This is a genomic window from Pigmentiphaga sp. NML080357, from assembly GCF_002188465.1.
Classification (GTDB): domain Bacteria; phylum Pseudomonadota; class Gammaproteobacteria; order Burkholderiales; family Burkholderiaceae_B; genus Pigmentiphaga.
Genome location: NZ_NINW01000018.1, coordinates 32,662 through 58,174, shown reverse-complemented (window position 1 = coordinate 58,174; position 25,513 = coordinate 32,662). Strand labels below are relative to the sequence as shown.

General features: G+C 66.9%; 24 protein-coding genes. 8 read left to right on the top strand and 16 right to left on the bottom strand.

Annotated features, from left to right (window positions below; translation table 11 throughout):
• Positions 1–794 precede the first annotated feature (794 nt).
• The 3 genes from gmk (at position 795) to CDO44_RS04610 (ending at position 4,035) form a co-directional block, all read left to right on the top strand.
• Positions 795–1,436, top strand: a complete 642-nt coding sequence (gmk, locus tag CDO44_RS04620) for a guanylate kinase (RefSeq protein WP_087779273.1) — start codon at positions 795–797, stop codon at positions 1,434–1,436.
• Positions 1,437–1,473: 37 nt separating this feature from the next.
• Complete coding sequence (gene rpoZ, locus CDO44_RS04615; protein ID WP_087779272.1) at positions 1,474–1,677, top strand: DNA-directed RNA polymerase subunit omega; 204 nt, start codon at positions 1,474–1,476, stop codon at positions 1,675–1,677.
• A gap of 93 nt (positions 1,678–1,770) precedes the next feature.
• The gene (locus CDO44_RS04610) at positions 1,771–4,035 is read left to right on the top strand and encodes a bifunctional (p)ppGpp synthetase/guanosine-3',5'-bis(diphosphate) 3'-pyrophosphohydrolase (protein WP_087779271.1); all 2,265 of its coding nucleotides are present in this window, start codon (positions 1,771–1,773) and stop codon (positions 4,033–4,035) included.
• 51 nt (positions 4,036–4,086) lie between these two features.
• Here the strand turns inward: CDO44_RS04610 and greB are convergent, their stop codons facing one another.
• The 3 genes from greB to CDO44_RS04595 are packed head-to-tail and all read right to left on the bottom strand — an operon-like array spanning position 4,087 to position 6,416.
• The gene (greB, locus tag CDO44_RS04605) at positions 4,087–4,650 is read right to left on the bottom strand and encodes a transcription elongation factor GreB (protein WP_087779270.1); all 564 of its coding nucleotides are present in this window, start codon (positions 4,648–4,650) and stop codon (positions 4,087–4,089) included.
• Positions 4,651–4,662: 12 nt separating this feature from the next.
• Entirely contained in the window at positions 4,663–5,505 is an 843-nt protein-coding gene (locus CDO44_RS04600; protein WP_087779269.1) for a 3',5'-nucleoside bisphosphate phosphatase, read from the bottom strand.
• A 2-nt stretch (positions 5,506–5,507) separates the two neighbouring features.
• Positions 5,508–6,416: an alpha/beta fold hydrolase gene (locus CDO44_RS04595; RefSeq protein WP_087779268.1), complete on the bottom strand. Its 909-nt coding sequence runs from the start codon at positions 6,414–6,416 to the stop codon at positions 5,508–5,510.
• A gap of 194 nt (positions 6,417–6,610) precedes the next feature.
• On the opposite strand from CDO44_RS04595, the gene CDO44_RS04590 reads away from it, so the two are divergent.
• Positions 6,611–8,368: an acyl-CoA synthetase gene (locus CDO44_RS04590; protein ID WP_087779267.1), complete on the top strand. Its 1,758-nt coding sequence runs from the start codon at positions 6,611–6,613 to the stop codon at positions 8,366–8,368.
• On the opposite strand, the gene CDO44_RS04585 is transcribed toward CDO44_RS04590, so the two are convergent.
• The gene (locus CDO44_RS04585) at positions 8,298–9,125 is read right to left on the bottom strand and encodes a ferritin-like domain-containing protein (protein WP_087779266.1); all 828 of its coding nucleotides are present in this window, start codon (positions 9,123–9,125) and stop codon (positions 8,298–8,300) included. The two genes, CDO44_RS04590 and CDO44_RS04585, sit on opposite strands and share 71 nt — an antisense overlap.
• Before the next feature lie 50 nt (positions 9,126–9,175).
• Here CDO44_RS04585 and hslO point away from each other — a divergent pair, with 50 nt between their 5' ends.
• Together hslO and CDO44_RS04575 are read left to right on the top strand one after the other, a co-directional pair.
• On the top strand, positions 9,176–10,105 hold the full coding sequence (gene hslO / locus CDO44_RS04580) for an Hsp33 family molecular chaperone HslO (protein ID WP_087779265.1): 930 nt from the start codon (positions 9,176–9,178) through the stop codon (positions 10,103–10,105).
• A 490-nt stretch (positions 10,106–10,595) separates the two neighbouring features.
• Positions 10,596–11,273 (top strand): TadE/TadG family type IV pilus assembly protein, encoded by a 678-nt coding sequence (locus CDO44_RS04575; RefSeq protein ID WP_158213204.1) that lies wholly within the window; start codon positions 10,596–10,598, stop codon positions 11,271–11,273.
• Between the two features lie 13 nt (positions 11,274–11,286).
• On the opposite strand, the gene CDO44_RS04570 is transcribed toward CDO44_RS04575, so the two are convergent.
• Positions 11,287–12,141 carry a helix-turn-helix transcriptional regulator gene (locus CDO44_RS04570; protein ID WP_198951300.1) on the bottom strand — a complete coding sequence of 285 codons (855 nt, stop codon included), beginning with the start codon at positions 12,139–12,141 and terminating at the stop codon, positions 11,287–11,289.
• 99 nt (positions 12,142–12,240) lie between these two features.
• On the opposite strand from CDO44_RS04570, the gene CDO44_RS04565 reads away from it, so the two are divergent.
• The gene (locus CDO44_RS04565) at positions 12,241–13,134 is read left to right on the top strand and encodes an SDR family oxidoreductase (protein ID WP_087779262.1); all 894 of its coding nucleotides are present in this window, start codon (positions 12,241–12,243) and stop codon (positions 13,132–13,134) included.
• Positions 13,135–13,154: 20 nt separating this feature from the next.
• Here the strand turns inward: CDO44_RS04565 and ftsB are convergent, their stop codons facing one another.
• The 7 genes from ftsB to CDO44_RS04530 form a co-directional block, all read right to left on the bottom strand.
• Positions 13,155–13,502: a cell division protein FtsB gene (gene ftsB / locus CDO44_RS04560; protein WP_087779261.1), complete on the bottom strand. Its 348-nt coding sequence runs from the start codon at positions 13,500–13,502 to the stop codon at positions 13,155–13,157.
• A gap of 61 nt (positions 13,503–13,563) precedes the next feature.
• Complete coding sequence (gene eno / locus CDO44_RS04555) at positions 13,564–14,847, bottom strand: phosphopyruvate hydratase (protein ID WP_087779260.1); 1,284 nt, start codon at positions 14,845–14,847, stop codon at positions 13,564–13,566.
• Positions 14,848–14,867: 20 nt separating this feature from the next.
• Positions 14,868–15,755, bottom strand: a complete 888-nt coding sequence (kdsA, locus tag CDO44_RS04550) for a 3-deoxy-8-phosphooctulonate synthase (RefSeq protein ID WP_087779259.1) — start codon at positions 15,753–15,755, stop codon at positions 14,868–14,870.
• A gap of 15 nt (positions 15,756–15,770) precedes the next feature.
• Positions 15,771–17,429: a CTP synthase gene (locus CDO44_RS04545; protein ID WP_087779258.1), complete on the bottom strand. Its 1,659-nt coding sequence runs from the start codon at positions 17,427–17,429 to the stop codon at positions 15,771–15,773.
• Positions 17,430–17,864: 435 nt separating this feature from the next.
• On the bottom strand, positions 17,865–18,539 hold the full coding sequence (locus CDO44_RS04540; RefSeq protein WP_144389473.1) for a hypothetical protein: 675 nt from the start codon (positions 18,537–18,539) through the stop codon (positions 17,865–17,867).
• Positions 18,523–19,185 carry a CoA transferase subunit B gene (locus tag CDO44_RS04535; RefSeq protein WP_087779256.1) on the bottom strand — a complete coding sequence of 221 codons (663 nt, stop codon included), beginning with the start codon at positions 19,183–19,185 and terminating at the stop codon, positions 18,523–18,525. Before CDO44_RS04535 ends, CDO44_RS04540 begins: the two co-directional genes overlap by 17 nt.
• A gap of 142 nt (positions 19,186–19,327) precedes the next feature.
• A complete protein-coding gene (locus CDO44_RS04530; RefSeq protein WP_087779255.1) occupies positions 19,328–20,020 on the bottom strand; it encodes a CoA transferase subunit A in 693 nt (230 codons plus the stop codon).
• Positions 20,021–20,182: 162 nt separating this feature from the next.
• Here CDO44_RS04530 and CDO44_RS04525 point away from each other — a divergent pair, with 162 nt between their 5' ends.
• Complete coding sequence (locus CDO44_RS04525; RefSeq protein ID WP_087779278.1) at positions 20,183–21,811, top strand: electron transfer flavoprotein-ubiquinone oxidoreductase; 1,629 nt, start codon at positions 20,183–20,185, stop codon at positions 21,809–21,811.
• An 89-nt stretch (positions 21,812–21,900) separates the two neighbouring features.
• On the opposite strand, the gene CDO44_RS04520 is transcribed toward CDO44_RS04525, so the two are convergent.
• The 4 genes from CDO44_RS04520 to CDO44_RS04505 are packed head-to-tail and all read right to left on the bottom strand — an operon-like array spanning position 21,901 to position 25,350.
• Positions 21,901–22,716 carry a heme ABC transporter ATP-binding protein gene (locus CDO44_RS04520; protein ID WP_087779277.1) on the bottom strand — a complete coding sequence of 272 codons (816 nt, stop codon included), beginning with the start codon at positions 22,714–22,716 and terminating at the stop codon, positions 21,901–21,903.
• 5 nt (positions 22,717–22,721) lie between these two features.
• Positions 22,722–23,828 (bottom strand): iron ABC transporter permease, encoded by a 1,107-nt coding sequence (locus CDO44_RS04515; RefSeq protein WP_087779254.1) that lies wholly within the window; start codon positions 23,826–23,828, stop codon positions 22,722–22,724.
• Positions 23,825–24,727, bottom strand: a complete 903-nt coding sequence (locus CDO44_RS04510; protein WP_158213203.1) for a hemin ABC transporter substrate-binding protein — start codon at positions 24,725–24,727, stop codon at positions 23,825–23,827. Before CDO44_RS04510 ends, CDO44_RS04515 begins: the two co-directional genes overlap by 4 nt.
• Before the next feature lie 8 nt (positions 24,728–24,735).
• Positions 24,736–25,350 carry a biliverdin-producing heme oxygenase gene (locus tag CDO44_RS04505; RefSeq protein ID WP_087779252.1) on the bottom strand — a complete coding sequence of 205 codons (615 nt, stop codon included), beginning with the start codon at positions 25,348–25,350 and terminating at the stop codon, positions 24,736–24,738.
• Between the last annotated feature and the right edge of the window lie 163 nt (positions 25,351–25,513).

Here is a 25,513-nt window from a genome sequence, read left to right as displayed (position 1 = left end):
ATCGCATCCTGGGTCTAGTACCGCTTTCTTGGGTTGTGGCGCCGGTGCTTCGCTGGCGCCAGCGGTAGCAACGGTGTAGCAATTTAAGAAAGTCTCACTAGACCCAGGACCGCATCCTGGGTCTAGTACCGCTTTCTTGGGTTGTGGCGCCGGTGCTTCGCTGGCGCCAGCGGTAGCAACGGTGTAGCAATTTAAGAAAGTCTCACTAGACCCAGGATCGCATCCTGGGTCTAGTACCGCTTTCTTGGGTTGTGGCGCCGGTGCTTCGCTGGCGCCAGCTATAGCAACGGTGTAGCAATTTAAGAAAGTCTCACTAGACCCAGGACCGCATCCTGGGTCTAGTACCGCTTTCTTGGGTTGTGGCGCCGGTGCTTCGCTGGCGCCAGCTATAGCAACGGTGTAGCAATTTAAGAAAGTCTCACTAGACCCAGGATCGCATCCTGGGTCTAGTACCGCTTTCTTGGGTTGTGGCGCCGGTGCTTCGCTGGCGCCAGCTATAGCAACGGTGTAGCAATTTAAGAAAGTCTCACTAGGCCAGGACCGCATCCTGGGTCTATTACCGCTTTCTTGGGTTGTGGCGCCGGTGCTTCGCTGGCGCCAGCGGTAGCAACAGTGTAGCAATTTAAGAAAGTCTCACTAGACCCAGGGCGCCGCGGATCCGGCTTCGCCGGTCCGCCAGCGCCGCCCCCTTGAGGGGGAGCGGCCGAAGGCCGCCAGGGGGTGGGCTTTTTCACAACGGTTTGGGAGGCCTGGCGCGGCAGTTGGTATGCTAGCGTCTTTGCGCCCGACTTTTCATGCCTCCACGCGCCGGTAACGTTTTCATGGTCGTCGCTCCCAGCGGCGCCGGCAAGTCCAGCCTGGTCAATGCCCTCCTCAAGGCCAGGCCGGAAATCCGCTTGTCCGTCTCCTGCACTACCCGCCCGCCCCGCCCGGGCGAGACCGACGGCAAGGAGTACCACTTCGTCTCGGTCCCCGCCTTCGAGAAAATGCAGCGCGACGATGCCCTGCTGGAATGGGCGGAGGTGCACGGCAACTACTATGGCACCCCCCGCGACTGGATCGATCGCCAGACCCAGGCGGGCAATGATGTCCTGCTGGAAATCGACTGGCAGGGCGCGCGCCAGGTCCGCGCCAAGTTCCCGGAAGCCATCGGGATTTTCATCCTGCCGCCGTCGATCGAAGCCCTGGAAACGCGCCTGCACCAGCGCGGCCAGGACGAGCCCCATGTGATCGCCCGCAGGCTGCTGGCGGCGGGGGGCGAGTTCGCGCATGCCCCCGAATTCGAATATGTTATTATTAATCAAGACTTTAGCGCAGCCTTGGCAGATTTGACGACGATCGTTACCGCCGCCAGGCTGCGTTTTCGTTCGCAGGCAGCGCGGCATGCCGACCTGTTCTCGCAACTGGGCATCCCGCAGACGTCCGCTCCGCTTTGAATATCGCGTCCAGCACGCACAGCTTTCAGGGACCCTCATGGCACGTATCACCGTCGAAGACTGCTTGAAGCAAATTCCCAACCGGTTCAAACTGACCCTCGTGGCTACCTATCGCGCGCGCCAACTGGCCCAGGGCCATGCGCCCAAGCTCGATACCAAGGACAAGCCCACCGTCACCGCGCTGCGCGAAGTGGCTGCCGGACTGACCGGACTGGAAATGCTGAAAAAGGTCCCCACCTGATTTCCAAGACCATAACGGTCTTGCTGCCGGCAATGACGCCGGCGGCGCCTGGAACAGGCCGGTCCTCCCCGGCCTGCTCTTCCTGAGGCGACCATGGGATTTCCAGTCTCTTCCTCGCGTTCCGGGGCCGTGTCCGGAACACCGCCCGCAGTGACTGCCGCCGCCGGCACCCAGGCGCTCGTCCCCGCCTCCTCCAACCCGGCGCAAGCCTCGGCCGGCGTGTCCTTCGCCCCCCTGGCCGAAACCATCTCCCAGTACCTGAGCCCGGAAGACGTCCGGCGGGTCCGCGAAGCCTACCGCTTTTCCGATGAAGCCCATCTGGGCCAGTTCCGCGCCAGCGGCGAACCCTACATTTCGCACCCCATCGCGGTCACCGAGATCTGCGCGGCCTGGAAGCTCGATGCGGCCGCGCTGATGGCCGCCCTGCTGCACGACGTCATGGAAGACCAGGGCGTCGCCAAGCAGGAGCTGATGGAACGCTTCGGCACCGAGGTCGCCGACCTGGTCGACGGCCTCTCCAAGCTGGACCGGCTCGAATTCGCCAGCAAGGCCGAGCAGCAGGCCGAGAGCTTCCGCAAGATGCTGCTGGCGATGGCGCGCGACGTGCGCGTCATCCTGATCAAGCTGGCGGACCGCCTGCACAACATGCGCACGCTGGGGGCGGTCAGCCCCGAGAAGCGCCGTCGCGTCGCGCGGGAAACACTCGAGATCTATTCGCCCATCGCCCACCGCCTCGGGCTCAACATCATCTACCGCGAGCTTCAGGAACTGTGCTTCGAGGCGATGTACCCCCATCGCTACCAGGTGCTGCGCAAGGCGGTGCTGGCGGCGCGCGGCAATCGGCGCGAACTGGTGGGCAAGATCCAGGAGGCGGTGCGGGCCGCGCTGCCCGCGGCCGGGATCGAGGCCGAGGTCAACGGCCGCGAGAAAAACCTGTACGGCATCTACACCAAGATGCTGGACCAGAAGAAGTCGTTCTCCGAGGTGCTCGACATCTACGGATTCCGGATCGTCGTCAACTCGCAGCCCGAGTGCTACCTGGCGCTGGGCACGCTGCACCAGCTGTTCCGGCCAGTGCCGGGCAAGTTCAAGGACTACATCGCCATTCCCAAGGTGAACGGCTACCAGTCGCTGCACACGACACTGGTGGGCCCCTACGGCACGCCAGTGGAGTTCCAGATCCGCACCCGCGACATGAACCAGGTGGCCGAGAGCGGCGTGGCGGCGCACTGGTTGTACAAGACCTCGGACGTCAATCTGAACGACCTGCAGAAACGCACGCACCAGTGGCTGCAATCGCTGCTCGACATCCAGCGGCAGACCGGCGACAGCAGCGAGTTCCTGGAACACGTGAAGGTCGACCTCTTCCCCGACGCGGTCTACGTCTTCACGCCGCGCGGCAAGATCATCTCGCTGCCTCGCGGGGCCACCCCCATCGATTTCGCCTACAGCATCCACACCGACGTCGGCAACCAGACGGTGGCGGCCAAGGTCAACAGCGAGTTCGTGCCGCTGCGCACCGAGCTCAAGAGCGGCGATGCGGTGGAGATCATCACCGCCGAGAATTCCCGCCCCAACGCCCAGTGGCTGAATTTCGTGCGCACCGGCAAGGCGCGTTCCGAAATCCGCCACTACCTGCGCACCGTCAAGTACGAGGAATCGGTCAGCTTCGGCGAGCGCCTGCTGGCCCAGGCGCTCAAGTCCATGAACATGCCCATGCCCGAGAGCGCCGACCCGATCTGGGACAAGCTCGCGCGCGGCAGCGGCGCGCGTTCGCGCGACGAGATCCTGGCAGACATCGGCCTGGGCAAGCGGCTGGCCGCGGTAGTCGCCCGGCGTTTCATGCCCGAGGGCGATCCCATCTCGACCACGGCCGAGCAGGTGGATCGCTATACCGAGCAAGGCACTGCCTCGCCCATCCGCATCCAGGGCAACGAAGGCCTGGCCGTGCAGCTGGCGCCCTGCTGCACGCCCATCCCCGGCGACGCGATCGTCGCCTACGTGCGGCTGGGGCACGGGCTCGTGGTGCACACCGAAGACTGTCCCAACGCCAGGCGCCAGCGGGCGCGGGAGCCCGAGCGCTGGCTGGACGTGGCCTGGGACGACCAGACCTCGCGCCACTTCAACGTGCGCATCGACGTCGTGCTGCGCCAGGAGCGTGGCGTCCTGGGACGCGTCGCGGCCGAGATTTCCGCGGCCGACGCCAACATCACCCACGTATCGATGCAGGACGAGGCTTCGTCCACGGTGGCGGTGCATTTCACCATCCAGGTCGAGAGCCGCCAGCACCTGGCCCAGGTCATACGCTACCTGCGGCGCGTTCCCCAGGTGCAGCGCATCATCCGCGTCAAGGGCTGATTTCCGCGCCGCCTGCGCCCCCTCCTACCGCCGACGTGCCTCTCTGGTCCGCTACTGCGGCGCCGGGTCGGGATAGCGCACTTCCAGAATTTCCAGTTCTTCCACCCCGGCGGGCGTGCGCAACACTACCGTCTCGCCTTCCCGGGCCTTGATCAGGGCTCGCGCTACCGGCGAAATCCAGCTGATGCGGCCCTGCAGCGGCTCGGCCTCGTCCACGCCCACGATGGTCACGACGTGTTCCTCGCCCGCGCGGTCGAGATAGGTGACGGTGGCGCCGAAAAAAACCTGGTCCCGGTTCGGCTGCGCCGAGGCGTCGACCACCTCGGCGATGTCCAGCCGGCGGGTCAGGAAGCGCATGCGGCGATCGATCTCGCGCAGGCGCTTCTTGCCGTACAGGTAATCGCCGTTCTCGGAACGATCGCCGTTGGAAGCGGCCCAGGACACGACCTGCACCACCGCGGGCCGCTCCACGTTCATCAGGTGGACCAGTTCCCCGCGCAGGCGCGCATAGCCCTCAGGCGTCATGTAGTTGCGTACGCCGGCGGGCAGGGCCAGGTGCTCGGGCAGGTCGTCGTCTTCCTGGCCCTCGGATTCTTTGACAAAAGCCTTGTTCATGACACTAAAACACTAAAACCAGTCGCGCCAGATCGGCGTCAGGTGCGCGGGTAGCTGCGGCAGGCGCCCGAGATCGATCCGGCTTTCGGAGGGGGCGTGGAAATCGGAGCCGCGCGAAGCAAGAAAGCCGTAATGCCGGGCCACCTCGGCATACTCGCGGTACTGCTCGGGGATATGGCTGCCGGTGACGACTTCGATGCCGGACCCGCCCAGTTGCAGGAACTCGTCGTACAGCGCCTGGAACTGCAGCGGCGTGTAGTGATAGCGGCCCGGGTGCGCGATGACGGCCACGCCGCCGGCGCCGAGTATCCAGCGCACCGCATCGGGCAGCGTGGCCCAGCGCATGGGCACGTATCCGGGCTTGCCTTCCACCAGGTAATTCTGGAAAACCTCGCTCACATCCCGGCAGACGCCTTGCTCGACCAGGAAGCGGGCGAAATGCGTGCGGCTGATGAGTTGCGGATTGCCGACGTGGCGCAGCGCCCCCTCGAAGGCGCCCGGGATGCCGACCGCCGCCAGTTGCTCGGCCATTTCCCTGCCACGACGTTCGCGGCCCGACCGGGTGTCGCGCAGGCCCTCGGCGAGGGTGGCGTCGTGCGGGTCGATGCGCAGGCCGACGATATGGATGGTCTCGCCGGCCCAGGTGACCGAAATCTCCACGCCGGGTACGAAATGCATGCCTAGGCCCCGCGCCGCGTCGGCAGCCTGGAGCAGGCCGCCGATTTCGTCATGGTCGGTCAGCGCCAGCACGTCGACGCCGTTGCGGTGGGCGCGCGCCACCAGCTCCGCGGGCGCGAGCATGCCGTCCGAGACATTGGAATGGCAATGCAGATCGACGTTCTGTGGGGAATCCATGGTCACATTGTAGGACGGGCACCCCGCTGCGTCGTCACCCGGCCCAGGAAATCTGCGACAAGTTGCGCCACCTCGGCCGGACGTTCCTGATGCAGCATGTGGCCGGCCTCTTCCACGAGCACCCGTTGCAGCGATGCAACGCACCGCAGCCGGTCTTCGTAGCCCGGTTCGGCCAGCATCTTGGCGCGCATGGGGCTGTCGGCCGCCTCCACCCACAGCACCGGCGCAGCGATTTCGCGCCAGCACGCCAACACCTCTTCCACGCGATAGGCGACGCGATTGATGATCTTGTGCGCAGGATCGGCCCGCAGCCGCCAGCGCCCCTCGGCCTGCTGGCCGTTTTCTTCCGCCAGGAAGGCCGCCCGTGCGGGATCCAGGCGCGGATTGTCCCGCACCAGCCGCTGGGCATACGCCTGTGCGTCGGCGTAGTCTCCCAGCCTGGCCCCCGCGGCAATCTGATCCAGCCACTGGCGCAGCCGGCCCGGAACCGCTTCAGGGGATACCGCGGGCAGTCCCAGCCCTTCAAGGTTGACCACAGCGTCCACCCGCTCCGGGCGTACTCCCGCGTACAGCATGGCAATATTGCCGCCCATGCTGTGGCCCAGCACGGCAAGCGGGGCCGATGGCGAAAAATGCCGGCAGAACGCGTCCAGATCGCCGAGGTATTCGCCGACTTCGTAAGAATCGCTGCCGCCCCACGCCGTGCGCCCGAAGCCGCGCCAGTCCGGCGCCACCAGATGGAAACCGCTTCCCAGGTGATCGGCGATGAACTGGAAAGAGGCCGAGGAATCCATCCAGCCGTGCAGCGCCAGCACCATGGGCGCGTCCGTGTCGCCCCAATGACGAAAATGGTGACGTAAACCCCGTATTTCCAGGTAGTCGGATCGGGACGGCACAAGCGGCTTGTACATGGCGACTTATCGAAAATTGACGGAAATTAGAGGAAAAGGCGACAGAACGGCCAGGCCGGTCAGGCTCTCCGTGCCGTACGCATCGCACCAAAGTTATTGCGGTTACCGGTCAGGTCAGTAATGATTGCTATATCACGCAGCACACGCCGTCCGCCGTCCTGGCCGGACCCAGATCCTGAATCCAGCGGAGGGTTATGGAAGACCAGTACCAGGCACTCTACACCACGTTCCGTTGGTGGGTTCCGCAACGCCTGAACATCGCCGATGTCTGTTGCCGCCGCTGGACCGTCACCAGCGCCGACGCCCGGCGCATCGCCATCTACGCCGAAGACGCCGAAGGCCGGCGCGAAGTCTGGACATACGGCCGCCTGCACGAATACGCCAACCGCTTTTCCAATGGCCTGCGCCGCATGGGCGTGCAGCGCGGCGACCGCGTCGCCATCGCCCTGCCCCAGCGCCCCGAAGCCGTCGTCGCCCACATCGCCGTCTACCAACTCGGCGCCATCACCGTCCCGCTGTCGGTCGCGCTGAACGCCCAGACCTACGAGCAAAGGCTGCGCGACAGCGAGGCCCGCATCGCCATCGTCGACGGAACCGCCGCGCCGGCCCTCCTGCCGGCCACCGAGCATTGTCCGCTGCTACGCCAGACCGTCGGCATCGACCTGGACGACGAGCGGGTCCTTTCCTGGCGCACGCTGCTCGCCCGCCAGGAAAGTGCCTTCGACATGCATCCCACCTCGGCCTCCGATCCCGCCCTGCTGCTCTACACCGCCGGGGCGGGCAGCGTGCCCAAGGGGGTGGTGCTGCCCCATGCCACCCTGATCGGCAACCTGCCGGGCTTCGTCGCGGCCCAGAACTGGTTCCCGCAACCCGCGGACGTGCTGTGGACGGCCTCCGAATGGGGCAGTCCGCACGGCCTGTTCGGCGCGATGCTGCCCAGCCTGTATTTCGGCCAGCCGCTGGTCGGCGTGCGCCAACCGCCCGGCCCGGAGGCCACGTTCGCCCTGCTCGAACGCTACCGCGTCACCAACCTGGCCTTGACCACGCGCGACTTGCGCCGCCTGCTCAAGGCGGTGCCGCGGCCGGCGGAACGCTACCGGCTGGCGCTGCGGGCGATCACGGCAACCGACACTTCCCTCGGGGCGGCCCTGTTCGAACAATGCAAGACCGCCCTGGGCACGGAGCCCAACGAAACCTTCAGCCAGGTCGAGATCGGCACGGTCATCGGCCAGAGCAGCCAGAAATGGCCAGCCCGACCCGGCAGCATGGGCCGTCCCTATCCCGGACACCAGATCGCCATCGTCGATGCGCTCGGCCGTCCGGTCGCCGCTGGCGAACATGGCGAGATCGCCGTCAACCGCTACGACATCCACGGCCATCCGGATCCGTCCTTCTTCGCCGGCTACTGGCGGGGCGAGGAAACCGGGCGACCGGTCAGCGGGACGTGGCACCGCACGGGCGACCTCGCCCGCCTCGACGAAGACGGCTACCTCTGGTACGTGGGGCGGCTGGACGAGATGTTCCAGCTCGGCAACCGCCTCGTGGCGCCAGGACCGATCGAAGACTGCCTGACACGGCATCCCGAGGTGGCGGAAGCGGTGGCCGTGCCCATGCCGGACGGCACGGGCATCAAGGCCTATGTCGTCGCCCAGCCCGCGTCGCCCGTGGCCGTTCAAGCCCCTCCAGCGGCGGAACCCGCCCATTCGGGACCGGGAACCGCTCCCTCGCCGGCCCAAGGCAAGGCCGGGCGCGAATCCGCCCTGCGCGACATGCTGCTGTCGTATGCGGCCGCCCAGCTCGGGCCGGACGAAGCGCCGAAGGACATCGAGTTCGTCGAGGCCTTGCCGCTGACCCCCTCTGGCAAGGTCAGGCGCCAGGCGCTCAGGCAGATCGAGGACGATCGCGTCCGGAAATGGCCGCCTGCTCCAGCGAACGCAGCTCCGCTTCCGTAAAGCCCGCCGCGCGCCGGGCGGGAAGATTGAACGGCCCGAACTGGCCCGGCGCCTCATAGCGCCGGGCCAGGACCGCATAGTGTTCCACCGGGTCCACGCCCTCGCGCTCGCACAGATAGCGGTACCAGCGGTTGCCGATGGCGACGTGGCCGATCTCGTCGCGCAGGATGATATCGAGGATGCCGGCGGCCGCCATGTCGCCCGCCCCGGCCAGTTTCGCCCGGATGGCGGGGCTCACGTCCAGGCCCCGCGCCTCCAGCGTGCGCGGCACCAGCGCCATGCGCGCCAGCGGATCGAGCCGGGTCCGCTCGGCCATCTGCCAGAGCCCGTCATGGGCGGGGAAATCGCCGTAGGCATGGCCCAGGACCCGCAAGTGCTCCGCCAGCAACGTGAAATGCAAGGCTTCCTCGCTGGCCACCTTGAGCCAGTCCAGGTAGTACGCGTGCGGCATGCCGGCAAAACGCCAGACCGCATCCAGCGCCAGATTGATGGCATTGAATTCTATGTGCGCCAGCGCATGCAGCAGCGCCGCCCGGGCCTCGACCGTGGCCACGCCACGGCCGGGCACTTCCCGAGGCGACACCAGCGGCGGCCGCGCCGGCCGCCCAGGCGTGCCCTCGGGCTCTTGCAAATCGCGGGCAGCATCCACATATATCTGCATGGCGCCCAGTTCGCGCGTGCGAGCGGCCTTCTCGGCCGGATCGCGCAGCGTGAGCAGCAGGCGCGCCGCCTGCCGCAGTTCGGGTTCGGCTGTCATAGGCGTGCATTGTAGAATGGCTCACCCCCACGCGCTTTCGAGGAAGTTTTTTGTCCGACCAGCTCAAGAAATACCTGTTCGAGGACCAGACCGTCCGGGCTGAAGTCACCTCCATACGCAACACCTGGAAGGAAATCCAGGCCCGCCACGACTATCCGCCCGCCGTGCAGCGGCTGCTGGGGGAACTGGTCGCGGCAAGCGCGCTCCTGGCCGCCAATATCAAGTTCAACGGTACCGTAGTCATGCAATTGCAGGGCGACGGACCGATCGGCCTGATCGTCGTCGAATGCCACGCCGACCTCGGCATGCGGGCCACCGTCAAGCTGCGCGAAGGCCACGACGTGCCCGACGACGGCACCTTCCAGAGCCTGCTCAATAGCCAGGGAGGAGGCCGCTTCTCGGTGCTGCTCGACCCCCAAGACCGCCAGCCCGGCCAGCAGCCCTACCAGGGTATCGTGGCGCTGCAAGGCGATTCGGTCGCCCAGGCGCTCGAGCACTACATGCTCGCCTCCGAGCAGCTCCAGACACGCATCTGGCTCGCCGCCAACGCCGAATGCGCGGCCGGCGTGCTGCTGCAACAATTGCCCAAGCACGGCGGAAAGACGCAGTCGCAAGACCCTGCGGCGGTTACCGAGGACACCTGGGAACGCGCGCAGATCCTGGCCGATACGCTCAAGTCCGACGAACTGCTCACGCTCACGCCCGACGCGCTGATCCGGCGCCTTTACTGGCAGGAAACCCTGCGCACCTTCGACCCTGCCACGGTCACCTACCGCTGCACCTGCTCCCGAGAGAAAGTCGCGGACGTGCTGCTGCGCATCGGCAAGGAAGAAGTCGACGACATCCTGGCCGAACAAGGACGTGTGCAGATCAATTGCGACTATTGCGTCAAGAGCTTCGAGTTCGACGCGGTGGATTGTGCGGAGTTGTTCGCCAACGACTCGGCCATGGTTCGGCATCACAGCGGGTCGCGGCACTGAACCGAGGGGAAGACGCCGTCGTGGCGTCGATGCCTATGGCCGGCAGATGCCGGTCAAGCTCCGATTCCCATGTAGCACTGCCGCTCGGCATCGCGCATCGGCGTTGATCCGATCGCCCCGCACTTGCGTTCAAGCTCTCGGGTCCTCCGGTACAACGGCTTGTTCAGCCCGTCTTCCCGCCACGTGGATGACAAGCCAGATCAACGGGATATGCAGAGCGCAAACAATCGCTGTAACCGCGAAGCGCAGACTTGCGTGCGATGTGGTGCCGGCAGCCGCAGTAGCCTACGAATAGGACGAACGCGCGCGCGACAAGTCGGCGGTTGTCATGAAAAATTCATCACAGAGGCGTCGACAGCCGCCCTTCACAAGTGCCTCGGCGCATTCCGGCGTAGTTCCCACAATCGACATATCCTCATTCGGCCCCCATGCTGGGCGTCTTTCACTTCGTTGAAGCATGCGTGCCCGTTCCTTCCACCGCGGTGCCGCCATGGCCGAATTCGTCGTCGTGGCCCTTCCCCTGCTGCTGGCCGGCTTCGGTGCGTTCGAGACCGGCCGGTGGTTGCTGATGCGCCAGGCCGCGGGCTACGCGCTGTTCGAAGCCGCGCGGGCGGGGACCGTGTCCGGAGCTGAACCGGCGGCCATGGCCCAGGCTTTCGAACGGGGATTGGCGCCGGCCCTGGGCATCGGCGGCGCGGCGGATCCGGCCGCCCTCGCTTCGGCCGTCCGCGCGAGAATGGCCAGATGGGCCACTACCCATGGAATCCGCATGGCGCGCATCGAGCAGCTAAGCCCGCGTCCGGCCAGCTTCGACGATTTTTCGGCAGACGACGCCCGCCGGGCCGGCACACGCGAACTTGACTACGACTACCAGCGCCTGCATCACGACACCGTCTATCTTTCCCGCTACCGCAACGGCATGGGGCCGCGCTCGGGCCAGACGCTGTTCGAAGCCAATACGCTGGTGCTGCGGCTGACCTATCTGCACGCCCCTTACCTGCCCGGAATACGCGCGCTGCTGCGCCAATTGTCCAGCCCTTCGGAGCGGGACGACTACGTGCGCCAAGCGCGCGCCGCGGGCCTGCTGGTGATTCGCCGCGAGATCGCGATGCCCATGCAATCGGCGGCGCGCGAACACGGCAAGACCCGGGATCTTCTGGCGCCGTAGCGCAAATCGATCATCAGCTCGACGACGGCATCGGCAAGGTGGCAGCCTGTGCGTCGATCAGTGTCTTAATCCGCTCGGCATCCTCCGGCGTCGCCGGGTTGTAGACCACCATGCCCAGGTCGGGACGGCCATCCACCGCGAAGGCGGAATATTCGAACGCAATGGACCCGGCGGTGAGATGCCGAAGCCGCTTGACGCCTTCGCCGTAGCTGCGGACATCATGGTCGCGCCACATGGTCTCGAATTCAGGACTCAGGCGGCACAGTTCGTCCACCAACGCCTCTACACGCGCCGCGGCGCCGGCACGCGCTGCATCGGCCCGGAACGCGGCCACCACGAACCGGGCCACTTGTTCCCAATCGAACTGCGCGGCGCGCACCTTCGGGTCGCAGAAGACGAGGCGAAGGATATTGCGCTGCTCGGGCGCGAGGCTTCCGTAGTCGGTCAGCACCACGGCGGCGGCGCGGTTCCAGGCGACGACGTCCCAGGTGGCGGTCTTCACCAGGGCTGGGCTGAGTTCCAGCGCGTCGAGCACGCGCTGGAGCCGCGGCGTGACGCCGTCCGCCTCCTGGTAGCGGACCTCGGGCGGGCGGCCCAGTCCGAGCAGGAAGAGGTGTTCGCGCTCGGCGTCGGTCAGCATGAGGGCGCGGGCAATCCGCTCGAGCACCTCGGCGGAGGGTGCGCCGCCGCGCCCCTGTTCGAGCCAGGTATACCAGGTCGTGCTGATGTGGGCGCGCTGGGCGACCTCTTCCCGGCGCAATCCGGGCGTGCGCCGGCGATTGAGCGCGATCCCGAAGGCAGCCGGGTCGAGCCTTGCGCGTCGGTCCTTGAGAAAGGCGCCGAGGAGCTTGTCGTGGGAAGCCGGCATGCGAATCCTGTTGGTGCTTATACCTGTATAAGATCACTACTTTACCTGGATAAGCACAGAGCGCCATAGTGGGGGCCCTTCTCGACCAGGAGACTCTCTATGCGCGTCTTTGTTACCGGAGCGACCGGCTTCGTCGGTTCGGCCGTCGTCCAGGAATTGCTAGCCGCGGGACACCAGGTGCTCGGCCTGACCCGTTCGGAGGCCGGCGCGGCGCAACTCGCCGCGGCCGGAGCCGAAGTCCATCACGGCTCGCTGGAAGACCTCGACAGTCTACGCAGCGGCGCCGCGGCCGCCGATGGCGTGGTCCATACCGCGTTCAACCACGACTTTTCCAGATTTGCCGACAACTGCGAACTGGACCGGCATGCGATCGAAGCACTGGGCGCCGCACTCGCGGGATCGCGCCGTCCTTTGATCGTGACTTCGGGAATGGCCCATCTGGCACAAGGGCGCTTGGCGATCGAAGACGACATGCCGCCGCCTCCTTCTCCGAGGTTTCCGCGCGCCTCGGAAGCCGCTGCCGCCGCCGTGGCGGAATGCGGCGTGTACGCATCGGTGGTCCGCCTGCCGCCCTCGGTCCATGGCGAGGGCGATCACGGATTCGTCCCCCATCTCATCGGCCTGGCCCGCCAGAAAGGCGTGGCCGCCTATGTGGGCGAAGGACGCAACCGCTGGTCCGCCGTCCATCGGCTCGATGCCGCCCGGCTCTACCGGCTGGCGCTGGAGCGCGGCGCCGCCGGCGAGCGGTACCATGCGGCCGGCGAGGAAGGCGTGTCGTTCAAAAATATCGCGGAGGTGATCGGCCGCCGCCTTCACCTGCCGGTCGTGGCCCTGGCGCCGGAAGAAGCCGCCGGGCATTTCGGCTGGTTCGCCATGTTCACCGGCATGGATGCGGCGGCCTCGAGCGAACGAACGCGGGCAATGCTGGGTTGGGAGCCAAGACGGGCTGGATTGATAGCCGATATGGATGGGCCAGGCTACTTCGAGGCCTGAAGGCCACCGGGACAGGGAATCTAGCGGTCGGCCGGCGTGGAAGGCGCGCGCGGAGCGGCCTGGCCGGCGGCGTTGACCGGGGCGGTGCCGGCGGGAGGATTATCAACGATCTGCACGAACGCCTCGCCCTGCTTCAGCATGCCGAGTTCGTAGCGGGCCCGCTCTTCGATGGCCGCGGTGCCGCTCTTGAGGTCGCGCACCTCGGCATCGAGCGCCACGTTGCGCGTACGCAGTTCGTCGTTGGTCTGGCGCTGGGCCTCGAGGTGGCGCTCGAGTTCCCAGGTGCGTAGCCACCCGCCCTTGCCCAGCCATAACGGATACTGGATCAGCACCAGCAGCAAGGCGATTATCAGAGTGAGCAGACGCATGCAGCCCGTCTCCTAGCTGGCGGCGCCACGCCGCCCGAAGGCGGCCGCGGCGCCGGTTGCATCAACGCAGGTTGTAGAAAGCCTCGCGGCCGGGATAATGGGCAACGTCGCCCAGGTCTTCCTCGATGCGCAGCAACTGGTTGTACTTGGCCATGCGGTCCGAGCGAGACATCGAGCCCGTCTTGATCTGCAGCGCGTTGGTGGCCACCGCGATGTCGGCGATGGTCGTGTCCTCGGTCTCGCCCGAGCGGTGCGACACCACGGCGGTATAGCCGGCGCGCTTGGCCATCTCGATGGCGGCGAAGGTTTCCGTCAGCGTGCCGATCTGGTTGATTTTGATCAGGATGGAGTTGGCGATGCCCTGGTCGATGCCGCGCTTGAGGATGCTGGTGTTGGTGACGAACAGGTCGTCGCCCACCAGTTGCACCTTCCTGCCCAGCTGCTCGGTCAGGTATTTCCAGCCGTCCCAGTCGTTCTCGGCCATGCCGTCCTCGATGGAGACGATGGGGTACTTGTCGCACCAGGTGGCCAGCATGTGGGTCAGCTCCTGGGGGCTCAGGGTCACGCCCTCGCCTTCCAGGTGGTACTTGCCGTCGCGGAAGAATTCGGAACTGGCGCAATCGAGGCCCAGCGCGACCTGGCTGCCCGGCTCGTAGCCGGCCTTCTCGATGGCCTGCAGCACGAGCTGGATGGCCGCCTCGTGGTTCGCCACGTTGGGCGCGAAGCCGCCCTCGTCGCCCACGGCGGTGGACATGCCCTGGTCGTGGATCAGCTTCTTCAGGGCATGGAACACCTCGGCGCCCATGCGCAGGGACTCGCGGAAGCTGCTGGCGCCCACGGGCAGGATCATGAATTCCTGCATGTCCAGGTTGTTGTTGGCATGCGCGCCACCGTTGATCACGTTCATCATCGGCACGGGCATGCTCATCGCGCCGCTGCCGCCGAAGTAACGGTACAGCGGCAGGCTGCATTCCTCGGCGGCCGCCTTGGCCACGGCCATGCTGACCGCCAGCATCGCGTTGGCGCCCAGGCGCTCCTTGTTCTCGGTGCCGTCGAGGTCGATCAGGGTGCGGTCCAGGAAGGCCTGCTCCTGCGCATCGAGGCCCATCAGCGCTTCGGCGATCTCGGTGTTGACGTTCTCGACGGCCTTCAGCACGCCCTTGCCGAGGTAGCGCGACTTGTCGCCGTCGCGCAGTTCGATGGCCTCGCGCGCGCCTGTGGACGCGCCCGAGGGAACGGCCGCGCGGCCCATCGCGCCGGATTCCAGCAGGACGTCGCATTCCACGGTGGGATTGCCCCGGGAATCAATGATTTCGCGCCCGATGATGTCTACGATTGCGCTCATAGGTATCCAGTCTCAAGAAGTTATTGGAAATCGTTTTCGAGGAACCCGTGACGTTTGGTCACGCGGTCGAGTTCTATCAGCGAAGCCAGCAGGTCGCCCATGCGCCCCAGCGGCACGGCGTTGGGCCCGTCCGATTTGGCATGGGCCGGATCCGGATGCGTTTCCATGAACAGCCCCGACACGCCGACGGCCACGGCCGCGCGCGCCAGCACCGGCACGAATTCGCGCTGCCCGCCCGAGGTCGCGCCCTGTCCGCCTGGCAATTGCACCGAGTGGGTGGCGTCGAAGACCACGGGACAATCCGTTTCGCGCATGATAGCGAGCGAACGCATGTCCGACACGAGATTGTTGTAGCCAAACGATGCACCGCGCTCGCACACGAGGATGTTGCCGCCGTCGCCGCCCGCCTCGATCGCGGCCTCGCGTGCCTTGGCCACCACGTTGACCATGTCGTGCGGCGCCAGGAACTGGCCCTTCTTGATATTGACGGGTTTGAGCGTGGCGGCGCAGGCGCGGATGAAATCGGTCTGGCGGCACAGGAAGGCCGGCGTCTGCAGCATGTCGACCACGTCGGCCACCGGCTGCGCCTGTTCGGTTTCGTGCACGTCGGTCAGCACCGGCACGCCGATCTGCGCCTTCACCTCCGACAGCACCTTCAGCCCGAAATCCATCCCCATGCCGCGGAAGGACTTGCTCGAGCTGCGGTTGGCCTTGTCGAAGGAACTCTTGTAGACGAACGGAATGCCCAGCTTGCCGGTCAGTTCCTTGAGCGTGCCGGCGGTATCGAGCGCCAGTTGCAGCGACTCGATCACGCACGGCCCGGCGATCAGGAAGAACGGCTTGGCAAGGCCGATCTCGAAGCCGCAGATCGGATAGCTGCGGGTCGAGACGTGTGGATCTTGGCTCATGGTGACCTCCGGGCTTCAGCCCTGCTCCGCAGCCACGCGTTGCAGCTTGTGCTTGCACGCCGCGCGGATGTAGGCCGAGAACAATGGGTGGCCGTCGCGCGGCGTGGACGTGAACTCCGGGTGGAACTGCACGCCCATGAACCACGGGTGGTTGGGCAACTCCATCATTTCCGGCAGGTTTTCGGTGGGCGTACGGGCGCTGATGACCATGCCGGCCTCTTCCAGCTTGGGCACGTACACGTTGTTCACTTCGTAGCGATGGCGATGGCGCTCGTTCACCTCGTCGCCATAGATGTCGTGCGCCAGCGTGCCGGGCTTGACCGGGCAGCGCTGCGCGCCCTTGCGCATGGTACCGCCCAGGTCGGAAGTGCTGGAGCGGCGCTCGATGCGGCCTTCGCGGTCCATCCACTCAGTGATCAGCGCAACCACCGGATGCAGCGCGTCCGGATCGAATTCGGTACTGTTGGCGCCGACCAGGCCGGCCACATGGCGGGCGAACTCGATCACGGCCAGTTGCATGCCGAGGCAGATGCCGAGGTAGGGCACGCCGTTCTCGCGGGCATAGCGGATCGCCTGGATCTTGCCCTCGGTACCGCGCTTGCCGAAACCGCCCGGCACCAGGATGGCGTCGAACTTGCTCAGCTTGCCCACGCCCTCGCTTTCGATCTCTTCGGAATCGATGTAGTCGACCACCACCTTGCAGCGGGTATGGATGCCGGCGTGCACCAGCGCTTCCGTCAGCGACTTGTACGACTCGGTCAGGTCCACGTACTTGCCGACCATCGCGATGTGCACCTCGCCTTCGGGGTTCTCGCGCGCGTGGACCAGGCTGTCCCACATGGAGAGGTCCGCCGGCGGGGCTTGCAGGCCCAGCGTTTCGCAGACGAGCTCGTCCAGGCCTTGCTTGTGCAGCATGGCGGGAATCTTGTAGATGGAGTCGACGTCCCAGACGGAGATGACCGCGTCGAGCGGCACATTCGAGAACATCGAGATCTTGGCGCGCTCGTCGTCGGGGATCGGACGGTCGGCACGGCACAGCAGCGCGTGCGGATAGATGCCGATCTCGCGCAGCTTCTGCACCGAGTGCTGCGTGGGCTTGGTCTTGAGCTCGCCTGCCGAGGCGATGAACGGCACCAGCGTCAGGTGCACGAAGGCCGCGCCGCCGCGCCCCAGGCGCAGGCTCATCTGGCGGGCGGCTTCCAGGAACGGCAGCGATTCGATGTCCCCCACCGTGCCGCCGATCTCGACGATGGCGACGTCGGTCTCGCCATCCCAGGCCGCGGACGCGCCGCGCGCGATGAAGTCCTGGATCTCGTTGGTGATGTGCGGGATGACCTGCACGGTCTTGCCGAGGTAGTCGCCCCGGCGTTCCTTGCGCAGCACCGATTCGTAGATCTGGCCGGTGGTGAAGTTGTTCACCTTGCGCATGCGCGCCGAGATGAAGCGTTCGTAGTGGCCCAGGTCCAGGTCGGTCTCGGCGCCATCTTCCGTGACGAAGACCTCGCCGTGCTGGAACGGGCTCATCGTGCCGGGATCGACGTTGATGTAGGGATCGAGCTTGAGGAGGGTGACTTTGAGGCCGCGCGATTCGAGGATAGCGGCCAGAGACGCGGCGGCAATGCCTTTCCCCAGGGAAGACACCACGCCACCGGTAACGAATACGTACTTGGTCATTGCCAATGGCGCCCGGTTTTTGCCGAGCGCTTGCGGGAAATTGGAATTATAGCGGGTGTTCTGAAAGCCCGCGATCCAGGCGGCGTAACCTTTGGCGACAAAAAGACAAGCTCCCCCCTACGCGCTGCCGCGCGCCCCCCAGGGGGCGATGCGGGTGGACCGGCGGAGCCGGATCCACCGCATCCTGGGTCTAGTGCCGCTTTCTTGGAATGTGGCGCCTATGCTTAGCTGGCTGCCAGCGGTAGCAACGGTGCTGCGACCCAAGAAACTCGTACCAGATCAAGGGCGCCGCGGATCCGGCTTTGCCGGTCCGCCAGCGCTGCCCCTCGGAGGGGTGCGGCGTGAGCCGCGCGGGGTGGGCTTACCTTCCGGTCCGCCAGCGCCGCCCCCTGAGGGGCGCGCGTAAGCGCGTAGGGGGGTCTTAGCCCCCCCTCATCAGTACAGCACGAGCGTATCCAGCGCGGGGCGGTCGCCCTCGAGCTGGCCGGGCTGGACGCTTTCGGCGAAGAAGACCTGGCCGTCGTAGCGGCCGACGGCGTCGCGGGTGGTTCGGGAGTCGTAGTCGACGCGCGACTCCTCGGCGCGGCCGGTGCGCTCGAACACGGTGAGCTGGCGCAGCGATTGCAGCCACCAGCGGCGGGCTGCGCGATCGTAAGAGAGGGTCAGCTCGGCCGAAGTGGAAATGGACTCGGCCTTGGAAAGGCTGCGGTCGATGATCACGACGCGCTGCTGGCGTATCGCCAGGTCGAGGTTGCGGTCGGCGGGCAGGTCCACGCCGCAGGCCGCGCAGGGCAGGACGAAGCCCCAGCCCGTGGCCTCGAACCCCTGGGCGCCGCGCGTGCCCAGCAGCAGCGCCCGCCGCCCCTGGGCGTTCCGGTAGACCTGCGCCACGCCGGGCCCGTCGCCGCCCAGGTCCCCCTCGACTTCGCGCTCGAGCGAAAAACCGTCGGGGACGAACGCTTCGGCCCGGGACGCAACGGCCGGAATGGCCAGGGCTGCCGGTATGTAGGGGCCGCCGGCCTCGCCATGCGCGGATCCGGCGAATATCGCCAGCACGCCAGCCAGGGCGGTCCGCAGGACCGCCCTTCCCCGCTTACACCGCAGCGGCAACGGCGGAGGTGTCCAGCTTGACGCCGGTCTTGTCGACCACTTCCTGCACCGACACGCCGGGGGCGAGTTCGGCCAGCTTGAGTCCTTGCGGGGTGACGTCGATCACCGCCAGGTCGGTGATGATGCGGTCCACCACGCCCACGCCGGTCAGCGGCAGGGTGCATTCGGGCAGGATCTTCAGGTCCACGGTGCCGTCCTTCTTGCGGGCGACGTGCTCCATCAGGATCACCACGCGCCCCACGCCGGCCACCAGGTCCATCGCGCCGCCCATGCCCTTGATCATCTTGCCCGGGATCATCCAGTTGGCCAGGTCCCCCTTCTCGGACACCTGCATCGCGCCGAGGATGGCGAGATTGATCTTGCCGCCGCGGATCATGCCGAAAGAATCCGCCGACGAGAAAATGGACGAACCCGGCAGCGTCGTCACCGTCTGCTTGCCGGCGTTGATCAGGTCCGGATCGACCTCGTCCTCGGTGGGAAACGGCCCGATGCCCAGCAACCCGTTCTCGGATTGCAGCCAGACCTCCAGCCCCGCCGGCACATGATTGGCCACCAGCGTCGGCAACCCGATCCCCAGGTTGACGTAAAACCCATCCTGCAACTCACGCGCCGCCCGCGCCGCCATTTCATCGCGAGTCCATGCCATCTCATCTCTCCTCAATATCCATAACCGTTACACCCCGCCCCCCACTAACGGCCCCGACCCGGGCGCCGCGGATCCGGCTCCGCCGGTCCGCAAGCAGCGCGCCGGGAGCCCACCATGCGGGCGCACGCAAGCGCGCAGGGGGTTATCTCGTCGTTCGCTGCTCGATGCGCTTTTCGGGATTGGCGTTCAACACGAGGCGGTGTACGAAGATGCCCGGCAAGTGGATCTGGTCGGGATCCAGCTCGCCGTTTTCGACGATGCGCTCGACCTCGGCCACCGTGATCTTGCCAGCCATCGCGGCGTTGGGGTTGAAGTTGCGGGCGGTCTTGTTGAAGATCAGGTTGCCGCTCTTGTCGGCCACCATGGCCTTGACCAGCGCCACGTCGGGCACCAGCGCGCGTTCCATCACGTATTTCTTGCCGTCGAACTCCCGGATCTCCTTGCCTTCGGCCACCTGGGTGCCGACGCCGGTAGGCGTGAAGAAGGCCGGAATGCCGGCGCCGCCGGCGCGCAGCTTCTCGGCCAGCGTGCCCTGGGGGGTGAATTCCACTTCCAGTTCGCCGGCCAGGTACTGGCGCTCGAACTCCTTGTTCTCGCCCACGTAGGAGGAAATCATCTTGCGGATCTGCCGCGTTTCGAGCAACTGCCCGAGGCCTGCGCCGTCGATGCCCGCGTTGTTGCTGATGCAGGTCAGGTTCTTGACCCCGGTGTCGCGCAGCGCGGCAATCAGGGCTTCCGGAATGCCGCACAGGCCGAAACCGCCGACCGCCAGGGTCTGCCCGTCCCGTACGATGTCCGCTAGCGCTTCCCGGGCGCTGGCATAGACCTTGTTCATTTGTCTTCCTCGCTAAACGTGTTGGCCGACGGCCGTGACCGCTTGAAATACAATCCGGGATGATACTTCGAACTATCTTAGCGTAGCGGCGAAACCGCCGGTTCCGAACCCCCACCCCACCCCGGAGGAACCCTGTACATGCAAGGCAACGAACGCGAGTCGATGGAATATGACGTGGTGATCGTCGGGGGAGGCCCCGCCGGCCTGGCCACCGCGATCCGCCTCAAGCAGCTTGCTGCCGAGAAAGGCCGCGAAATCGGAGTCTGCATACTGGAGAAAGGCAGCGAGATCGGCGCCCACATCCTTTCGGGGGCGGTCATGGACCCGCGCGCGCTGACCGAGCTGATCCCCGACTGGAAGGAGAAAGGCGCGCCGCTGAACACGCCGGTCACCGAGGACCGCTTCCTGTTCCTGTCCGAGACCGGCGCCCGCGCCACGCCAGCCTGGCTGCTGCCGCCCTGTTTCCACAACGAAGGCAACTACGTGGTCAGCCTGGGCAAGGTCACCCGCTGGCTGGGCGAGCAGGCCGAGGCCCTGGGCGTGGACCTGTTCCCCGGCTTTGCCGCGGCCGAGATCCTCTATAACGAGGACGGCTCGGTCAAGGGCGTGGCCACCGGCGACATGGGCGTGGGCCGCGACGGCCAGCCCACCGAGCAATACCAGCCGGGCATGGAGCTGCATGCGCGCTACACCATCTTCGCCGAAGGCTCGCGCGGTCACCTGGGACGCCAGCTGAACGAGAAACTCAAGCTGAACGCCGGCAAGGATCCGCAAAGCTACGGCATCGGCATCAAGGAACTGTGGGAGATCGATCCCGCCAAGCACCAGCCCGGCCTCGTCATCCACACCGCGGGGTGGCCGCTGGATGCCGATACCTATGGCGGCTCCTTTCTCTACCACCTGGAAGACAACAAGGTCGCCATCGGGCTGATCGTGGGACTGGACTACAGCAACCCGTGGCTGTCGCCATTCGAGGAGTTCCAGCGGTTCAAGACCCACCCGTCCATCCGCGGCTTCCTGGAAGGCGGCAAGCGCATCGCCTACGGCGCGCGCTCGATCACCGCGGGCGGGCTGCTGTCGCTGCCCAGGCTGGTGTTCCCGGGCGGCGCGCTGGTGGGCTGCGAGGCCGGTTTCCTGAACGCCTCGCGCATCAAGGGCAGCCATGCCGCCATCAAGAGCGGCATGCTGGCGGCCGAGGCGGCGTTCGAGGCGCTCGAGGCGGGCCGCAGCCACGATGAACTCGCAAGCTACCCCCGGGCTTTCGAATCGTCCTGGCTGCACGAGGAACTGAACAAGTCGCGCAACTTCAAGCAGTGGTTCAAGAAGGGGCGCACCGTGGGCACCCTGATGACCGGCATCGAGCAATGGCTGCTGCGCGGAAACTTCCCGTGGACCATCCATCGCGACAAGCCCGACCACGTCTACCTGAAACCGGCTTCGGAGTGCCCCCGCATCGAGTACCCCAAGCCGGACGGCAAGCTCACCTTCGACCGGCTGGGTTCGGTGTTCATCTCGAACACCAATCATGAGGAAAACGAGCCCGTCCACTTGACCCTCAAGGATCCCACGGTCCCCGTCGACGTCAACCTGGCCCGCTACGCCGGCCCGGAGAGCCGCTACTGCCCCGCCGGCGTATACGAGTTCGTCAAGGACGACGACGGCGCCGACCGCCTGCAGATCAATGCGCAGAACTGCGTGCACTGCAAGACCTGCGACATCAAGGATCCCACGCAGAACATCGTGTGGGTCACGCCGCAAGGAGGCGAAGGGCCCGTCTACAACGAGATGTGACGGCGGGCGGCCGTGGCGCCGACGGCCTGTTCACGTCAAATCTCGGCCCGCGCGCAGGATACGCCGGCATGGCCAGTGCCCCGCAGGCGTCAGGCATGCTCTGGCAGCGGCCTGGTGGCGACCAGGAAGTCCTCCCCGGCCTGCCAATGCGCCGCGTCCACGGCAAAGCACCGGCGCACGAACTCCCGCGTGAGTACGGCCTGCGGCGTGCCATCCGCGATCAGCTTTCCTTCCCACAAGGCCACGATGCGGTCGGCGTATTGGGCCGCGAGATTCATGTCGTGCATGGTCACGATCACCGCCGCGCCCGTGCGATGGGCAAACTCCCGGATGGCGGTGCAGACGGAGTGCTGGTGGTGGGGATCGAGGCTGGCGCACGGCTCGTCCAGCAACAGCAGCTTGCCGCCGGCATCGTCCCCGGTACCTGCAGGCCAGATCTGCGCCAGCACCCGCGCCAGGTGCACGCGGGCCTGCTCGCCGCCCGACAGCGCAGGCATGGACCGCTGGGCCAGGTGCGACACCCCCGCTGTCTCGAGCGCCGCCCGGACGATGTCACCGAGCTGCCGGCGCGATTCGGCGCGCGCCAGGCATCCGAGATGCACCACTTCGTCCACGGTGAAAGGCAGGCTCAGGCCGGCACGCTGGGGCAGCACCGCGCGCTGCCGTGCCAGCTCGCCCGCGGCCCAGTCCTGCAATGGCTTGCCCTTGAACCGCACCTGCCCCGCGGCTGGCGCGAGGTCCCCCGCCATCGTCGCCAGCAGGGTCGACTTGCCCGCGCCGTTGGGACCGATCAGCATCACGATCTCACCTGCCTCGACTGCGCAATCGATGCCGTCCAGCACCACGCGCGGCTGCGGCTGCCCGGCCTGGCGGCGCGCGACTTTCAGCGAACGAACTTCCAGCATGGCGGTCATCCCTCGAACATCCGGCCCTTGGCCCGCAGCAGCAGGAACAGGAAGAACGGCGCACCGATCAGCGCGGTCAGGACGCCGATGGGCATTTCGGCCGGCGCGATGGCGGTACGCGCCACCAGGTCGGCCCCGACGGTGAGCGCCGCACCCAGCAGCGCCGCGCCGGGCAAGACCACCCTGGCGTCCGGCCCCGCCATCAGGCGGATGCAATGCGGCGCCACCAGGCCCAGGAAGCCGATGATGCCGCAGAAAGCCACCGCCATGCCGACCGCCAGCGCACTGAACACGATGGCCAGCGCCTTCAGGCGCTCGACCGCGACGCCCAGGTGCCGGGCCTCGGACTCGCCCAGCGCCATGGCATTGAGCCCGCCGCGCAGGCGCCACATTCCCGCCAGCGCCACCGCGCCTACCGCGAATACCACGGCCACGACAGGCCAGGTCGCGGGCGCCAGGCTGCCCAGGTTCCAGAAGGTGAGATTGCGCAATTGTTCGTCGGTGGCCATATAGCTGGCCAGCCCGATGAGGGCGAGCGCAATGGCGTTCATGGCGATCCCGGCCAGCAGCATGGCGGCCACGGACACGCCGAAGGACGTGCGGCCGATGCGGTAGACCAGCAGCGTGGTCAGCACGCCTCCGGTGAAGGCAGCCACCGGAAGCAGCGCCAGGCCGAGCATGCGGGACAGATCCGGCCACCACAGGTTGCCGAAGACAATGGTCAGCGCCACCGTGAGCGCGGCGCCGCTGGAAACGCCGATCAGGCCCGGATCGGCCAGCGGGTTGCGGAACAGGCCCTGCAGCGTCGCCCCCGCCATGCCCAGCAACGCGCCCACCCCCACCCCCAGCACTACGCGCGGCAGGCGGATGGTCCACAGCACGCCCATCTGCTGCGGCTCGAAACCGCCCTGGGCCAGCCCGGCCTTGTGCAGCAGGATGGCGACCACGTTGGACGCGGAAATGGGGTAGGCGCCGCGCCCGGCTGCCACCACGACCAATATCGCCAGCAGCGCGGCCAATGCCGCGAACAGCGGGGCGGCCGGCATGCGCCCGGCCCGCACGCGGGCCCAGGCCGACGCGGCGGGCGAAGCGGCGCCTGCGGACACGCTCATGTCCTTAGCGCGTCGTACAGGTCCTCGACCGCCTGCGGCAGGCGGGGACCGAATCCCAGCAGCAGGACGATGTCGAACAGGACCGCGCGCTGGTTCTTGCCGGCGGGGGTCATGGACAGGCCCGGCGTGGCGAGCAGCCGGGCGCGCGCATCCGGTTCCTGCGTGCCATCGAAGGTGCCCACCACGGCATCGGGCGCCGCGTGGGCGAGCGATTCGGCCGACAGCGGCTTGTAGTTGGCGAAGTCGCCGCCGAAGACATTGACGGCGCCGATGAGCCTGAGCATCGCATCGGCGCCGGTATCCCGGCCGGCGGCCATGGTGTTGGCGCCGTGCCGCATCAGGCACGCCACGCGCAGCGGCCGGCCGCCCGGGCCGCGCAGCGGCGCCGACGCCATGCGGGCCTGCAATGCCTGCCAGCGGGCCGACAGCGTATCGGCCAGCGCCCGGCCCGCGGACGTACGGTCGAGGGCCGCCGCCACCGTCCGGATCCGTTCCAGCACGCCATCGAAGGTGTAGTCGCCGTCCACGTGCACGACTTTCACGCCTGCCGACTCGATCTGCCGTAGCACGGCCGGCGGCCCCGCCTCCTGGCCAGCCAGCAGCACCTGCGGGCCGAGGGCGAGCACGCCTTCGGCCGACAGCGTCCGCTGGTAGCCGATCTTGGCCAGCGCCTGCGCTTCGGGAGGATAGAGGCTACTGGTATCGACCGCCAGCAATTGCGACTGGGCACCGAGCGCGTAGACGATTTCCGTCACGCCGGCTCCCACGGACACCACGCGCGGCCCGTGGTCGGCTCGCGCCAGCGGCGCCAGCGCGCCCAGCAGCAAGCCCGCCGGCGCCGCCAGCAAGGTCCGGCGGCGTGCCGCATGCGCATCGCCCCGCATCTTCGACATCGACATCTTGCCCCTCATGCGAGCGAAGGCTCGCCCTTCAGATCATAGCTGCGCGCAAGCAGCACCGCGAAACGCTCGAACGCCGCGGCGGCCCCGGCCACGGTCCGGTCCTGCTCCGCCGGCGACAGGCCGCTGCCGTCCAGCGCCTGCACGAAACGCTTCCATGCCGCGCCGCGTCCGTCGGCCGGCGCCGCCAGGTTGCGGGCGCCGAAGTTCTCGTCCAGCCCAAGCCTCTGGCCGGCTTCCTTGAACAGGAACGCCGCGCCCAGCTTGGAGCCTTCCGACACGTACAGCCAGCCCAGGCCCTCGGGCAGCGCGAGGCCCTCGCCCAGCGGCGCGCCCTCGGCCACCGGCACGGGCACGCCCAGGTCCCGCAAATCCGCCTCGGCCGCGGCCAGGCGGGGGCGCGTGGCGAGGTCGGGAATCAATGCCGCATAGGCCTCGCCGCCGTAGAGCGATTCGATGTCGCGCTGGAAAAGGTACTGGGCGGTGACGAAGCGGCCATAGTTGCCGCGATTGCCGAACGGATCGACCGACATCACGAGCCTGTCGAGCTTCTCGTGCAGCGGTGCGGTTTCGGCCTTCAAACGAAGCGCCAGCGAGGGCTGGGAGGGACTTTGAATCGTCATGGGGATGGCGCCTTGGATGGAAATGCAAAAAAGACTCAATCTCAATTAGATCGAATTATGCCTTGTCGGCCGGCATCTGTCTCGCGCCGCGCATTCTCTCCTCCCGCGCAAAGCAATTGTGACTCCGGCACACGGTATCCAGCCGTCCGGCGCCAGGGTTCCA

What these genes read in the sequence shown, in the direction of transcription:
- gmk (WP_087779273.1), top strand. Translation starts at nt 795, where the DNA reads ATGCCTCCACGCGCCGGTAACGTTTTCATGGTCGTCGCTCCCAGCGGC.
- CDO44_RS04600 (WP_087779269.1), bottom strand. Translation starts at nt 5,505, where the DNA reads ATGGATTCCCCACAGAACGTCGATCTGCATTGCCATTCCAATGTCTCG.
- CDO44_RS04590 (WP_087779267.1), top strand. Translation starts at nt 6,611, where the DNA reads ATGGAAGACCAGTACCAGGCACTCTACACCACGTTCCGTTGGTGGGTT.
- CDO44_RS04575 (WP_158213204.1), top strand. Translation starts at nt 10,596, where the DNA reads ATGGCCGAATTCGTCGTCGTGGCCCTTCCCCTGCTGCTGGCCGGCTTC.
- CDO44_RS04565 (WP_087779262.1), top strand. Translation starts at nt 12,241, where the DNA reads ATGCGCGTCTTTGTTACCGGAGCGACCGGCTTCGTCGGTTCGGCCGTC.
- ftsB (WP_087779261.1), bottom strand. Translation starts at nt 13,502, where the DNA reads ATGCGTCTGCTCACTCTGATAATCGCCTTGCTGCTGGTGCTGATCCAG.
- kdsA (WP_087779259.1), bottom strand. Translation starts at nt 15,755, where the DNA reads ATGAGCCAAGATCCACACGTCTCGACCCGCAGCTATCCGATCTGCGGC.
- CDO44_RS04525 (WP_087779278.1), top strand. Translation starts at nt 20,183, where the DNA reads ATGGAATATGACGTGGTGATCGTCGGGGGAGGCCCCGCCGGCCTGGCC.
- CDO44_RS04505 (WP_087779252.1), bottom strand. Translation starts at nt 25,350, where the DNA reads ATGACGATTCAAAGTCCCTCCCAGCCCTCGCTGGCGCTTCGTTTGAAG.
- CDO44_RS04530 (WP_087779255.1), bottom strand. Translation starts at nt 20,020, where the DNA reads ATGAACAAGGTCTATGCCAGCGCCCGGGAAGCGCTAGCGGACATCGTA.
- CDO44_RS04570 (WP_198951300.1), bottom strand. Translation starts at nt 12,141, where the DNA reads ATGCCGGCTTCCCACGACAAGCTCCTCGGCGCCTTTCTCAAGGACCGA.
- CDO44_RS04510 (WP_158213203.1), bottom strand. Translation starts at nt 24,727, where the DNA reads ATGTCGATGTCGAAGATGCGGGGCGATGCGCATGCGGCACGCCGCCGG.
- CDO44_RS04535 (WP_087779256.1), bottom strand. Translation starts at nt 19,185, where the DNA reads ATGGCATGGACTCGCGATGAAATGGCGGCGCGGGCGGCGCGTGAGTTG.
- greB (WP_087779270.1), bottom strand. Translation starts at nt 4,650, where the DNA reads ATGAACAAGGCTTTTGTCAAAGAATCCGAGGGCCAGGAAGACGACGAC.
- CDO44_RS04515 (WP_087779254.1), bottom strand. Translation starts at nt 23,828, where the DNA reads ATGAGCGTGTCCGCAGGCGCCGCTTCGCCCGCCGCGTCGGCCTGGGCC.
- CDO44_RS04595 (WP_087779268.1), bottom strand. Translation starts at nt 6,416, where the DNA reads ATGTACAAGCCGCTTGTGCCGTCCCGATCCGACTACCTGGAAATACGG.
- eno (WP_087779260.1), bottom strand. Translation starts at nt 14,847, where the DNA reads ATGAGCGCAATCGTAGACATCATCGGGCGCGAAATCATTGATTCCCGG.
- CDO44_RS04610 (WP_087779271.1), top strand. Translation starts at nt 1,771, where the DNA reads ATGGGATTTCCAGTCTCTTCCTCGCGTTCCGGGGCCGTGTCCGGAACA.
- CDO44_RS04585 (WP_087779266.1), bottom strand. Translation starts at nt 9,125, where the DNA reads ATGACAGCCGAACCCGAACTGCGGCAGGCGGCGCGCCTGCTGCTCACG.
- rpoZ (WP_087779272.1), top strand. Translation starts at nt 1,474, where the DNA reads ATGGCACGTATCACCGTCGAAGACTGCTTGAAGCAAATTCCCAACCGG.
- CDO44_RS04520 (WP_087779277.1), bottom strand. Translation starts at nt 22,716, where the DNA reads ATGCTGGAAGTTCGTTCGCTGAAAGTCGCGCGCCGCCAGGCCGGGCAG.
- CDO44_RS04545 (WP_087779258.1), bottom strand. Translation starts at nt 17,429, where the DNA reads ATGACCAAGTACGTATTCGTTACCGGTGGCGTGGTGTCTTCCCTGGGG.